General features: G+C 64.4%; 13 protein-coding genes. 6 read left to right on the top strand and 7 right to left on the bottom strand.

What is annotated here, in order from left to right; genetic code table 11:
• Positions 1-168: 168 nt before the first annotated feature.
• The 3 genes from RT460_RS01740 to tsaD all read right to left on the bottom strand — a co-directional run bounded on the left by RT460_RS01740 (position 169) and on the right by tsaD (position 3,017).
• Entirely contained in the window at positions 169-1,422 is a 1,254-nt protein-coding gene (locus tag RT460_RS01740; RefSeq protein WP_313316783.1) for a mechanosensitive ion channel domain-containing protein, read from the bottom strand.
• Between the two features lie 121 nt (positions 1,423-1,543).
• Entirely contained in the window at positions 1,544-1,903 is a 360-nt protein-coding gene (gene folB / locus RT460_RS01735; protein WP_313316782.1) for a dihydroneopterin aldolase, read from the bottom strand.
• Between the two features lie 82 nt (positions 1,904-1,985).
• Complete coding sequence (tsaD, locus tag RT460_RS01730) at positions 1,986-3,017, bottom strand: tRNA (adenosine(37)-N6)-threonylcarbamoyltransferase complex transferase subunit TsaD (RefSeq protein ID WP_313316781.1); 1,032 nt, start codon at positions 3,015-3,017, stop codon at positions 1,986-1,988.
• A gap of 127 nt (positions 3,018-3,144) precedes the next feature.
• On the opposite strand from tsaD, the gene rpsU reads away from it, so the two are divergent.
• From rpsU to RT460_RS01700, 6 genes are all read left to right on the top strand, one after another.
• On the top strand, positions 3,145-3,360 hold the full coding sequence (gene rpsU / locus RT460_RS01725) for a 30S ribosomal protein S21 (protein WP_002808376.1): 216 nt from the start codon (positions 3,145-3,147) through the stop codon (positions 3,358-3,360).
• 142 nt (positions 3,361-3,502) lie between these two features.
• Positions 3,503-3,949, top strand: a complete 447-nt coding sequence (locus RT460_RS01720; protein WP_313316780.1) for a GatB/YqeY domain-containing protein — start codon at positions 3,503-3,505, stop codon at positions 3,947-3,949.
• Between the two features lie 390 nt (positions 3,950-4,339).
• Complete coding sequence (locus RT460_RS01715) at positions 4,340-5,242, top strand: YihY/virulence factor BrkB family protein (protein WP_313316779.1); 903 nt, start codon at positions 4,340-4,342, stop codon at positions 5,240-5,242.
• A 204-nt stretch (positions 5,243-5,446) separates the two neighbouring features.
• Positions 5,447-7,183: a DNA primase gene (gene dnaG / locus RT460_RS01710; RefSeq protein ID WP_313316778.1), complete on the top strand. Its 1,737-nt coding sequence runs from the start codon at positions 5,447-5,449 to the stop codon at positions 7,181-7,183.
• A 21-nt stretch (positions 7,184-7,204) separates the two neighbouring features.
• On the top strand, positions 7,205-7,696 hold the full coding sequence (locus RT460_RS01705; RefSeq protein ID WP_313316777.1) for a sulfur transferase domain-containing protein: 492 nt from the start codon (positions 7,205-7,207) through the stop codon (positions 7,694-7,696).
• Positions 7,697-7,714: 18 nt separating this feature from the next.
• Positions 7,715-8,701, top strand: coding sequence for a bile acid:sodium symporter family protein (locus RT460_RS01700; protein ID WP_313316776.1), 987 nt, complete (start codon positions 7,715-7,717; stop codon positions 8,699-8,701).
• Between the two features lie 144 nt (positions 8,702-8,845).
• Here RT460_RS01700 and RT460_RS01695 read toward each other — a convergent pair whose 3' ends face one another.
• The 4 genes from RT460_RS01695 to RT460_RS01680 all read right to left on the bottom strand — a co-directional run bounded on the left by RT460_RS01695 (position 8,846) and on the right by RT460_RS01680 (position 12,515).
• A complete protein-coding gene (locus RT460_RS01695) occupies positions 8,846-9,754 on the bottom strand; it encodes a calcium-binding protein (RefSeq protein ID WP_313316775.1) in 909 nt (302 codons plus the stop codon).
• A gap of 114 nt (positions 9,755-9,868) precedes the next feature.
• Positions 9,869-10,762: a heme o synthase gene (gene cyoE, locus RT460_RS01690; RefSeq protein ID WP_313316774.1), complete on the bottom strand. Its 894-nt coding sequence runs from the start codon at positions 10,760-10,762 to the stop codon at positions 9,869-9,871.
• Positions 10,763-10,765: 3 nt separating this feature from the next.
• Positions 10,766-11,929 (bottom strand): COX15/CtaA family protein, encoded by a 1,164-nt coding sequence (locus RT460_RS01685; RefSeq protein ID WP_313316773.1) that lies wholly within the window; start codon positions 11,927-11,929, stop codon positions 10,766-10,768.
• Positions 11,930-11,939: 10 nt separating this feature from the next.
• Positions 11,940-12,515, bottom strand: coding sequence for a hypothetical protein (locus tag RT460_RS01680; protein WP_313316772.1), 576 nt, complete (start codon positions 12,513-12,515; stop codon positions 11,940-11,942).
• Between the last annotated feature and the right edge of the window lie 65 nt (positions 12,516-12,580).

Raw genomic sequence — 12,580 nt, 5'->3', positions numbered from 1 at the left:
AGCGTGAAGTGGTGGCCGCATTGGCCCGGTAGTGCCGAGCCATGCTCGGCAGTGGCCTTACCCGAGAACCCGCAGGTCGCCCCGGATGAACGCGGCGTGCCTGGAGTGACGGACCAAGGGTCACGCCCCTGCCGAGCAGGGCTCGGCACTACCCGGGCGGGTGCGGCGTTACGCGAAGCGCTGGTCGCGGGCGCTCATCAGCATGGCGTCACTGGACTCCTGGAATACCCGCAGACCGAACTCGGGCAGGATCGCCAGCAGGTGGTCGAACACGTCGGACTGGGTACGTTCGTACTGTGCCCACGCGGTCGGGGCGAAGCAGTAGATCTCCAGTGGCAAGCCCTGCGGGGTCGGCGCCATCTGCCGCACCAACAGTGTCATGTTCTGCTTGATGTCCGGGTGACTGCGCAGGTAGCGCTCCACATAAGCGCGGAACGTGCCCAGGTTGGTCATGCGGCGCGCATTGACCGGCTCCGGGTGCTGTTCGGCGACCTTGGCATTCCACTGCCCCAGCTCCTGCTGCTTGGCCTGCAGATAGTCATCAAGCAGGCCGAAATGGCCCAGCTGTTCCAACGCTGCAGCATCAAGAAAGCGGACGCTGTGCTGGTCCAGGTAGATCGAACGCTTGATACGGCGTCCACCGGACTCCTGCATGCCACGCCAGTTGCGGAAGGACTCGGTAACCAGCTTCTTGGTCGGGATGGTGGTGATGGTGTTGTCGAAATTACGCACTGTCACCGTATGCAGCGCAATGTCGGTGACATCGCCATCGGCGTTCTGGCTGGGCATCTCGATCCAGTCGCCGATGCGCACGCGGCCATCGCCGCTGATCTGCACGCTGGCTACCAGCGACAGGATGGTGTCCTGGAAGATCAGCATCAGCACCGCGGTCGCTGCGCCCAGCCCCGTCACCAGCGGCCCGATCTCGACCCCCAGCAAGAAGGCCACAATGGACAGCGTCGCGATGACGAAAACTACAATCTTCGCGACCTGCAGGTAGCCCTTGATGGGCTTGTTGCGTGCGTCAGGGCGACGCTCGTAGAAAGCATTGAGCGCATCCAGCGCATGCGATACAGCCAGGGCGATGGTAATCACCGTCCACGCATGGCAAAGCGCTTTGAGTGTCTGTACCAGTGCGGGGGGCAGTTCCGGTACAACCGAAAGACCTTCGGCAATCACCACCGATGGCACTACGTTCGCCAGACGTGCAATCACCCGCAAAGGCTGGCGAGCGCCGTGGTCAGTGCTGGAAATACGCTCGATAACCGAGCGCAGGCTGCGCAGCAGGATGCGCTTGGTTACGAAATTGGCCAGCCACGCCACCAGCAGCAATGCGGCCAGCACCACCGCCGGGTATGCCATCGGATACGGTGCCAATACGTTTTCGAGCTGATCCAGCCAGCGGATTCCCATCACTGCCATTTTTAAACCACCCTCACGTTTACTGCACAAACACGCTGCCCGGCCCACCGCAGCGGGCAATCCTCAAGGCAGCACTACGAAAGCCGCGCGCCTGTGCGGGCGCGGCAAGGTCACGGCCGGCTCAGGCGGCGTCGCGACTACGTTCGATGATCACCCCGACCGCGCGCGCACCGCGCACCGCGCCGGGCTTGCTCAGCTTCAGCCGCAGCCATTGCACGTTGAACTCGTCCAGCACGATCTGCGCGCAGCGTTCGGCCAGTGTCTCCACCAGACCGAAGTCGGAGCCGCGCACGAACTCCATCAAGCGCTTGCTGACGGCCTTGTAATTGAGCGTGTCGACAATGTCGTCGCTGGCCGCGGGCTTGCGGTTGTCGAAGCCCATTTCCAGATCGAACACCAGGGTCTGGCGGATGCGGCGTTCCCAGTCGTAGATGCCGATCAGGGCGTCGATTTCGAGCCCTTCGATGAATACCTTGTCCATTGCATCTGTCGTCTTGAATGAATACGACATGGTAACGGCCCAAGCCTGAGCCTGCCGTGGATGGCCCACGACAGGCGGGGCATCAGCCCTGCAGCGGTGGCAGCGTGGCCATATCCCAACGCGGGGTGACCTTGACCTCGGCCGGGCTGTGCTGGCCAGCCTGCAGGCGCAGGGCGCCAGCGAAGGCGATCATCGCCCCGTTGTCGGTGCACAAGGCCGGGCGCGGGAAGCAGACCCGGCCACCACGACGCTGGGCCGCATCGTGCAGCTTGGCCCGCAGGCGCTTGTTGGCACCGACGCCACCGGCCACCACCAGCACATCACAGCCGGCCGCATCCAGCGCGCGTTCGCATTTGATTGCCAACGTATCGACCACGGCATCTTCAAAGCCACGGGCGATGTCGGCACGGGTCTGCTCGCTCTGGTCGCTGTCGCGCCAGGCCAGCAACACCTGGGTTTTCAAGCCGGAGAAGCTGAAGTCCAGGCCCGGCCGGTCGGTCATCGGGCGGGCGAACTTGTAACGGCCCGGCGTGCCCACCTCGGCCAGGCGTGCCAGCTGCGGGCCACCCGGGTACGGCAGACCCATCATCTTGGCAGTCTTGTCGAAGGCCTCACCGGCAGCATCGTCGAGTGTCTCGCCAAGCAGGCGGTATTTGCCGATGGCATCGACCGCGATCAGCTGGGTATGCCCGCCGGACACCAGCAGCGCCACGAACGGCGGCTCCGGCGGGTCGTCTTCCATCAACGGCGCCAGCAGATGGCCTTCCATGTGGTGAACGGCGATGGCTGGCACATCCAGGCCCCAGGCCAGGGAACGGGCCACCCCGGCGCCCACCAGCAGCGCGCCGACCAAGCCTGGGCCGGCGGTATAGGCCACACCCTCGATCTCGGAGATGGCGATGCCGGCCTCGTCCAAGGTCTGGCGGATCAGCGGCAGGGTCTTGCGCACATGGTCGCGGCTGGCCAGCTCCGGCACTACGCCACCGTATTCAGCATGCAGCGCGATCTGGCTGTAGACGGCATGCGCACGCAGCGCGGCCGCCCCGGAAAGTGAGGTGTCGTAGACGGCTACGCCGGTCTCATCGCAGGATGATTCAATGCCGAGAACTTTCATGGAGCGTATTGTGGACCTGTCTGACGCGCCCGCCAAATCCGAGGGGGTTGCGCCTGTCTGCAAAGGGACTATAATGCGCGGCTCACCGGGTGTGACCCGGTTTTACTACTGAGTCCCCGGAGATTCCATGCCCAGCGTTAAAGTCCGCGAGAACGAGCCCTTTGAGTTTGCTCTTCGCCGCTTCAAGCGCACTTGCGAAAAGGCCGGCGTGCTGGCCGAAACCCGCAAGCGCGAGTTCTACGAAAAGCCGACCCAGGAACGCAAGCGCAAGGCCGCTGCTGCCGTGAAGCGCCAGCTGCGTCGTTCCTCGCGCGACGTCACCAAGCGTCAGCGCCTGTACTGATCGTACGCAGCTCCTGAACGGAAGGCCCCGGCCTTCCGTACTGGGGTGAAAGCCGGCACGCGCAAGCGTAGCCGGCTTTTTGCGTTCCAGACGTCAGCAATGATGATTGTTACCCCCTATTCCCGACCCAAAGAGGTGCTCCATGAGCCTGAAGCAACAGCTGACCGATGACATGAAGGCCGCCATGAAGGGCGGCGACAAGCACTCGCTGGGCGTTATCCGCCTGATCAACGCCGCCATCAAGCAGCGCGAAGTGGACGAGCGCATCGAGCTGGATGACGCCGCCGTGATCGCCGTGCTGGACAAGATGGTCAAGCAGCGCAAGGACTCCGTCACCCAGTACGAAGCCGCCAACCGCGAAGACCTGGCCGTGATCGAGCGCGACGAAATCGTGGTGATCGAGCGCTATGTGCCGGCCAAGATGGGCGAAGCCGAGATCCAGGCCGCGATCAACGCCGCGGTGGCTGAGACCGGCGCCGCCAGCGCTGCCGACATCGGCAAGCTGATGGGTGTGCTCAAGCCCAAGCTGGCTGGCCAGGCCGACATGGGGCTGGTGTCCAAGCTGGTCAAGCAGGCCCTGGCCGGCTGATCTGGCTGCCAAGTGGCATGCAACAAGGCCCGCGTTGAGCGGGCCTTGTTGTTTCCTCCCCCCTGACGTTCTCGCCCCTCCGCAGGAGCGCTGCAGGTCGCAAAACGCGCAGCAACCAAACGACTGCGGCGCTGGTTCGCTCGACCAGTCCAACAGAGAGCAAAGGCTCCCCCCATCCGCCCGCCGGGCACCTTCCCCCGCAAGCGGGAGAAGGGAATAGCCAAAGCCAAAACCAAAGCCAAAACCGGAGCAGGAGCAGGAGCCACAGCTGGGGCCGGGGCCGGTGCCAAAACCGCCAAGCCAGACCCAAAGCAGGGACGCTCCCCCCATTCACCCGGGCCGAAGCCCGGCTTTGCTAGAAAAGAGCCCTGCCTTCACCCGATATCGCTGATGCCCGTACCACGCCCCCATCTGGACAAGCTCAAATCCCGCCTGGAACTGCTCCAGCAAAGCCTGCCGGCCGCCCTGGTCCGCCGCTTCGTCGAAACCGACGTCATGACCCAGGCGGCCTCGTTGGCCTTCTATACCCTGCTCTCACTGGCGCCACTGCTGGTCCTGCTGCTGTGGTTGACCGCCTCTCTGTACCCGCCAGCGCAGCAGACACTTATCGACCAGATTGGCTCGTTGGCCGGCCCCAGCGTGGCCGAGGTGGCGCGTACGGTCATCACCAATGCCACCTCCCAACCCGACCTGGGCTCCTTCGCCGGCATCTGGAGCCTGATCCTATTGTTCGTCGGTGCCACCGTGGTGTTCGCGCAGTTGCAGGCGGCACTGAACCTGATCTTCCGCAGCGATTCCAAGCGCTTCGAGGGGGTGCTGGGCTGGCTGAAGAAGCGGGTGTTCTCCGCTGGCGTCGTGTTGGCACTGGGCTTCCTGTTGATCGTGTCGATGGTCGCCACCACCGCCCTGCAGGTGGTGTTCTCGCACCTGCCCTCGGCCTTGCCGGCGGTGGGCTACCTCACCACCCTGCTGCTGTATGCGCTCGGCTTCGCCTTTCTCTACCACTACCTGCCGGACCGGCCGGTGGACTGGCGCCAGGCCTTTCTCGGCGGCGTCATCACCGCAGTGCTGTTCGCGCTGGGCCGCTATGCGATCGGCCTGTACATCGCCAACGCCGCCCCGGGCAGCGCCTACGGCTCGATGGGCACCCTGGTGATCATGCTGATCTGGATCTACTACGCCAGCGTGGTGTTTTTTGGCGGTGCATTGATCACCGCCGTGATCGATGAGCGCGCATATGCGCGGCGCAAGCTGAAAGCAGCGGCGGAAGTTGATGCCGGGGCTGTGGAGTGAGGTAGAAGCAAGGGCAACAGCTGCTCTACCCCTCCCCAGCCCTCCCCTTGTCTGCGGCAAAGGGAGGGTTGGGGAGGGGTAGCTCTGCGCCTTTGACTGAAAACCATCAAGCCCAACCCGCAACCAGCAGCACCCCAGCCTAGTACACTGCCCGTTCCCCTTTTCATCGCGCCCCCGCCCACCGGCGGCGCTGTTCAATGCCGCATGGCCCGACTTCCCGACGCATTCATCGACGACCTGCTGGCCCGCACCGACATCGTCGAGGTGGTGGGCACGCGTGTGCCGCTCAAGCGCCAGGGCAAGGAATACGCTTCGCGCTGCCCGTTCCACGACGAACGCTCGGCCTCGTTCACGGTCTCGCCGACCAAGCAGTTCTATCACTGCTTCGGCTGCGGCGCGCACGGCACCGCGATCAGCTTCCTGATGAATTACGACCGCCTCGAGTTCCTCGATGCGGTGGAGGAACTGGCCAAGCGCGTGGGCATGGAGATCCCGCGCGAAACCAATACCCGCACGCCCCAGCAGCAGGACGACAGCCGCGACCAGTACTCGGCGCTGGATGCCGCCACCCGCTTCTTCCAGAAGCAACTGGAAGCCAGCGACAAGGCCCGCGCCTACCTGGACGGCCGTGATGTTGATGCTGATACCCGTGCGCGCTTCTCGATCGGCTACGCGCCGGACGGCTACAGCGCGCTGAAGGATGCACTGGGCAAGGACGAGCGGCGCATGAAGCTGCTCGAACGGGTCGGCCTGTTCTCCAAAAACGATCGCGGCCATGTCTACGACAAGTTCCGCGACCGGGTGATGTTCCCGATCTTCGACCGCCGTGGCCGGGTCATCGCCTTCGGCGGCCGGGTCATGGAAAAGGACGACGGCCCCAAGTACCTCAACTCACCGGAAACCGCGCTGTTCCACAAGGGCCGTGAACTCTACGGCCTGTGGCAGGTGCGCCAGGCCAACCAGAAGATCGAGCGTTTGATCGTGGTGGAAGGCTATATGGACGTGGTCAGCCTGTTCCAGTTCGGCGTCACCCAGGCGGTGGCGACGCTGGGCACGGCCACCACCCCCGACCATGCCGAGCTGCTGTTCCGCAATGCGCCGGATGTGTACTTCTGCTTCGACGGTGACGCCGCCGGTCGCCGCGCCGGTTGGCGTGCGCTGGAGTCGGTGCTGCCGCGCATGAAGGATGGCCGCCAGGCCTTCTTCCTGTTCCTGCCCGATGGCGAGGATCCGGACACCATCGTGCGCAAGGAAGGTGCCGAGGCTTTCGATGCGCGGCTCAAGCAGGGCACGCCGCTGTCGCAGTTCTTCTTCGATGAGCTCAGCCGCGAGATCAACCTGGGCACGCTCGACGGCAAGGCACGCCTGGCCGAACGCGCCAAACCGATGCTGGCGCAGATCCCCGATGGCGCCTTCGGTGACCTGATGAAGCAGGAGCTGGCGCGCCTGACCGGTATTGGCAGCGCCAGCAATACAGCTGCGCCGGCGCCACGCCCGCCGATGCGCAACAACGCGGTACCGATACAGAAGCGCAGCCTGGTGCGCGCAGCCATCGCCATCCTGCTGCAGCAGCCCTCGCTGGCCATGAACCTGGAAGGCCACCACGCGATAGCCGGCCTGCGCCTGCCAGGCATCGAACTGCTGGTGGAGTTGCTGGACCTGGTGCAGCAACGCCCGGACATCAGCACCGGCGCCCTGCTGGAACACTTCAACGAGCGCGAGGAACAGGCTGCGCTGCACAAGCTGGCCGCACAGGAATTGCCGGGTGATGAGGCGATGTGGGCGCAGGAACTGCAGGACGCCGTGCTGCAGCTGGAAAAGCAGCTATTGCAGCAGCGCCTGGACGAGCTGCAGGCCAAGCAACGCCAGCAAGGCCTCGATGACACCGACAAGTACGAACTGCGTGAACTGCTGAAAACCCGCGCTACCCTGCGCCTGTAATCCTCACCCCGGAGCTTACGCATGAACATCCATCGCCTGCCGCTGCTGTCATGCCTGCTGTTCTCTGCCGCCGCCTTTGCCGGCGATGCCACCCTTTACCAACCGCGTCCGGGCCTGACCACCGCCGGCCAACCCAGCGCGCGGCAGCTGCGTGATGCCGCCGCCAACGGCGTGACCACGGTGATCGACCTGCGTCGCCCCGATGAAGATCGCGGCTATGACGAGGCTGCCTTGGCCGAACAACTCGGGCTGCGCTATGTGCGCCTGCCCATCGCGGGTGCCGGCGACATCACCGAAGCCAACGCGCGCACGTTGGACCGCATCCTCAAACAAGGTGACGGCAAGACCTTGCTGCACTGCGCCTCGTCCAACCGCGCTGGCGCACTGCTGTCGGTGATCGATGCGCGCATCAACGGTGCGTCGGTCGATGACGCCCTCAAGCGCGGCCGCGATGCCGGGATGACCTCGTTGGAGCCGGCTGCACGCGCTGCTTTGGAAGCACCCACACCCTGATCAGGAGGCCTTGCCGACATGACCCGCTGGTGGTCGCGACTGCGACCGGACAACTTCACCCTCGCCCTGCTTGCCACCGTCGCCCTGGCCACCGTGCTGCCGCTCAGCGGTGCCGCCGCCAAGGGTTTCGACCGCTTCACCGATGTCGCCATCGCCGCGCTGTTCTTCCTGCACGGTGCGCGCCTGCCGCGCGAATCCATCATTGCCGGCCTGCTGCATTGGCGTCTGCATATCACCATCCTGGCCTGCACCTTCGTGCTGTTCCCGCTGCTCGGACTGGCAATGAAGCCGCTGTCCGGCTGGGTGCTGACGCCGGAGCTGTATATCGGTGTGCTGTTCCTGTGCGCGCTGCCATCCACCGTGCAATCCTCGATCGCTTTCACTTCCATCGCGGGTGGCAATGTGCCGGCGGCGGTCTGTGCGGCCTCCCTGTCCAGCATCCTTGGCGTGTTCCTGACGCCGCTGCTGATGACCGTGCTGGCCGGTTCGCAGGGCGGCATGGCCAACCCGCTGCATGCGGTGGGCGCGATCATGCTGCAGCTGCTGGTGCCCTTCGTGCTTGGTCATCTGCTGCGGCCGTGGATCGGCCGCTGGGTCGATCGGCAGCGTCCGCTGCTGCGTTATACCGACCAGGGCACCGTGCTGCTGGTGGTGTACGCGGCCTTTGGTGAATCGGTCAGCGAAGGCCTGTGGAGCAAGACGCCCCCGCTTTCGCTGCTGGCTGCCGCCTTGGTGGCGGTGGTGCTGCTGGCTATCGCCATGCCCGGCATCACCTGGCTGGCACGGCGCCTGGGCTTCAACCGCGCCGATCAGATCACCATCATGTTCTGTGGCTCCAAAAAAAGCCTGGCCACCGGCGTACCGATCGCCAAGGTATTGTTCGCCGGTGGCAGCCTGGGCGCGATCGTGCTGCCGATCATGATCTATCACCAGATCCAGCTGATCGTGTGCTCGGTGGTGGCACAGCGGTATGCGAAGCAGAACGCTGGAACAACGCAACAATAAGCGGCACCCGCTTTGCAGGAGCGGCGTAAGCCGCGAGGCCACAGCGTCCCCCGAATGCAGCACCGCACGCTGCGATCAGATACTTCCCGGCTGCATATCCGTCAGCCGCCGGAGAGACCGCCCGCTTCGCGGCTTATGCCACGCCTACCGCGTCTGCTGCGCGGCTTCCTCTGCGTTCAACATGCGAGCAACGGTGAAGCGCGGCAACCACACCCGAAGATCGTAGTCGCGATCATCGGCGCCATCCTGCCGGGGTGAAGGACCGTCGTAAGGAATCAGCGGTATCCGGCCGCATCCCAGCCCCGGCCGGCAACCCCAGATGTTCCCTTCGCGCGCACCAATGCGCACGTTGTAGGGGGCCAGATTCTGCAACAACGCCGTCATTGGCGGGTACGCCAGATAGCGTGGCTGCCTGCGCATGCCATGCACGTTTCCGGTCAGCACCAGCATTCGGCCATCGGCAGGCAGCGCACTGAAGCGCTCGCGAAGTTCCTCCGCCATCGCCGCATCTCGTGCACCCGGCTTGGGCGGTCCCGCGCCAGCTGCCCGATCGAAACCGAATACCTGGATATCGTTGCCTTGTTGGCTCAGCTTTCGTACTGCATCGATCAGCGCCAGCATTTCTTCACTTCGCCGCCCGTCGTGAAACCGGGGTGTGATGTTCCAATACGGGGATGCGCGCAGTGCCCCAAATGCCAGGGGGCCACCATCGGACTGCAGGTAAGCAGCCAACGCTGCGTTCTCGGACGTGGGCAATTCCAACGCCAACTGCAGCGGCCTGTGATCTGCGATGTAGGACGCTACAAGCTCCTGTACAAAACCAGGTGTTTCGTGGGTTCCATGCTGCTCGCCCAGCACCACCAGACGGTGGTCTGCCAAATAACTCCGGATCTGCGAAACCGTCTCAGCCGCGCGCACGGCACCCGTGACCGCCAGCAACATCAGCAGAACTGCAATCCTCAAAAAAATGGCATGCATCCTTGCAGCGTCTCGCTTGAGCTTGCCAGAACACTGACAGCAGCAGGCAAAGGAATCAATCCACCGCCGAGCCATGGCACGGTCCGTTCGCCGCTGCCTCCTGAAAAAGCGACCTGGCGACTTACGCCACTCCTGAGGTGCGGCAGTGGTAATGAAAAGGCCGGCATTCGCCGGCCTTTCATTACTGGATCACAACCAGGGCAACAGCCAATGGTCGACCATCAGGAAGGCGAACAACGCCATCAGGTAGACGATGGAATAGCCGAACATCTTCATGTTGAACATTTCGTCCGGTGGGTTCTGCATCTTCCACGCATACCAGAGGAACACGATATTCAACACCGTGGCGCCGCCCAGGTAGAACATGCCGCTCATGCCGATTGCCACCGGCAGCAGGCTCACCACCGCCAGTACCACCGTATAGGCCAGGATCTGCTTGCGGGTGTGTGGCACGCCGTGGGTTACCGGCAGCATCGGGATGTCGGCCTTGGCGTAATCGGCACGGCGGAAGATCGCCAGCGCCCAGAAGTGCGGCGGGGTCCAGATGAAGATGATCAGCACCAGCAACGAGGCATACGCCCAGTCCGAGCTGCCCTGCATGCCGGTGATCGCCGCCCAGCCCAGCAACGGCGGGGTGGCGCCGGCCAGGCCACCGATAACGATGTTCTGCGAGGTCGCGCGCTTCAGGTAGACCGTGTAGATGACCGCATAACCGATCAGCGAGGCAAAGGTCAGCACCGCGGTGATCACGTTCACCCACAGCACCAGGATCGTCATCGACAACGCGGTCAGCGCAGCGGCGAATACCAGCACCTGCCGCGGCGAAACCTTGCCGACCACCAACGGACGCCAGGACGTTCGCGCCATCTGTGCGTCGATGCGTGCATCCAGCAACTGATTGATGGCCGCCGCAGCCGAGGCTGACAGCCAGATGCCGATGAAGCCCAAGACGCCGGTCACCACCTGCGCGGTGGTCGGCAGGCCCGGGATGGCCAGGCACATGCCCACCAGGGCGGTGAACACAATCAGTGCCACCACCTTCGGCTTGGTCAGGTCCCAGTAGTCACGCCATGTTGTCTGCATCATTCACTCCGGGGCGCGCAGCCGCGCCAGCAGCGTGACCAATACAAACAGCAGCGCAACCGCACCACCGCTGTGCATCACTGCCACTGCCAGCGGCAGCGCCAGCTTGACGTTCAGCACGCCCAGGGTGACCTGCAGCAGCAACAGCACGATGACCGTCGTGGCCCAGCCACGCATCCCCGGCAATCGGAACATCCGCACTGACAGCACCAACAGGTACAACGCAACCAGCACCGCCATCATCCGGTGCGCCATCTGGATGGCGATACGCGAGGCACCGTCCAGCACCCCCCCTTCGTAATCGACCCCGATGCCGCGCCACAGGGTGAAACCTTCGCTGTAGTTCTGCTGCGGCCACCACTGGCTGACGCAACGCGGGAAGTTGTCCAGCGAAGCGCTGCCGCCGCCACAGGCCAGCGCTGCGTAATTGGCACTGACCCAGCCACCGAGCGCAATCTGCAATACCACCAGCGCCACCGCGGCACGCAGCCACCAGCGCAGGCGCGGCGCCTCGGCCAGGGTGATCGGCAGATGCGTGGCCTTCCAGGCCATCCACACCAGCAGTGAGAACATCGCCATGCCGCCCAGCAGATGTCCCATCACCACGATCGGCTTGAGCAGCCAGGTCACCGTCCACATGCCCAGCAGGGCCTGGAAGATCACCACCGCCAGGGTCAGCACCGCCGCACGCGCCAGATCGATGTTGGACCAGCGCAGCGCCGCCAGCAGCAGGATCGCCTCGCCGCCGATAGCCAACACGCTGGACGCCACATGTTCGCCGCGCATGTACAGCGGTATGGCGATGGCCACCAGCACCGAGGCGGTGACGATCTGGGCGATGCCGTGCTTGCGCCGGCGTGCGGCCAGCAAGGCCAGCGTCAGTACCTCGACACCCAGCAGGCCGGCCAGAAAGCGGTGGACCTGCTCGCGCCAGGCCTTGTGGGTTTCCAGCGGGCGGATCTCGCTGGCCACATGCTGGGCCGCCTCCATCTGCGTCTGCGGCCAGGTCACGCGGCCATAGCAGGTGGGCCAATCCGGGCAGCTCAGGCCGGCATCGGACAGGCGTACGAACGAGCCGAACATGATCGTGCTCGCCGTCATGATCAGTGCGAACCACGCCAGTCGGTGGAAATTACGGTACAGCGCCGGACGCGCGGAGGCATTCATCGAACGGAACTCACATCAGTTTCAACAGCTTGGATAGATCGGCCCGCAACCCACCCGGCTCAAAGCCCGGCGCATAACGGAGTACCACAAAGCCATTGGGATCAATCACATACACCGGGATGCCGGCCGGGTCATCAATACCCGGCAGCTTGGCCCGGAACGCAGGCTGGGGCTGCAGCACCTTCAGTGCCGGCGTGGCGGCCACCTGTTCAGGCGGCGTGCCCAGCCACAATATCTCGACATTATCCGCGTTATGCCCGAACAACTGCCACACCTTGTCCAATTGCTGCGACAAAGTGACGCAGGCCGGTGCGCAGTTCGCCTGCGGTGCCAGCAGGATGCGCCAGTGGCGCTCGCCGGGGTTCCAGTCGTAGGCCTGGCCATTGGCCAGATGCAGCTGCTCGCTGCGCAGGTCGACCGCCGGCTGCAGCAGCTCGCCATGGTGGCGGTTGATCTGCGGTGTCCAACCGGAGAAGCGCAGGATGCCGGCCAGCGCCATCGAACCGAAGAACATGGCGAAGATCAGCAGCAGCACCCGACGGCCGCGGTTGCGGGTGGCGAGCTGGTCGGGGGTGAGTGCGTTCATGGTTGGGGCCGGGATTGGGGATTGGGGATTGGGGATTGGGGATTGGGGATTGGGGATTGGGGATT

Origin of the sequence: Stenotrophomonas sp. (assembly GCF_032061965.1) — a bacterium.
In the GTDB taxonomy this organism is placed as follows: Bacteria; Pseudomonadota; Gammaproteobacteria; order Xanthomonadales; family Xanthomonadaceae; genus Stenotrophomonas.
The sequence above is the reverse complement of the archived record's forward strand: the minus strand, read 5'-3'. Positions and strand labels throughout refer to the sequence as shown.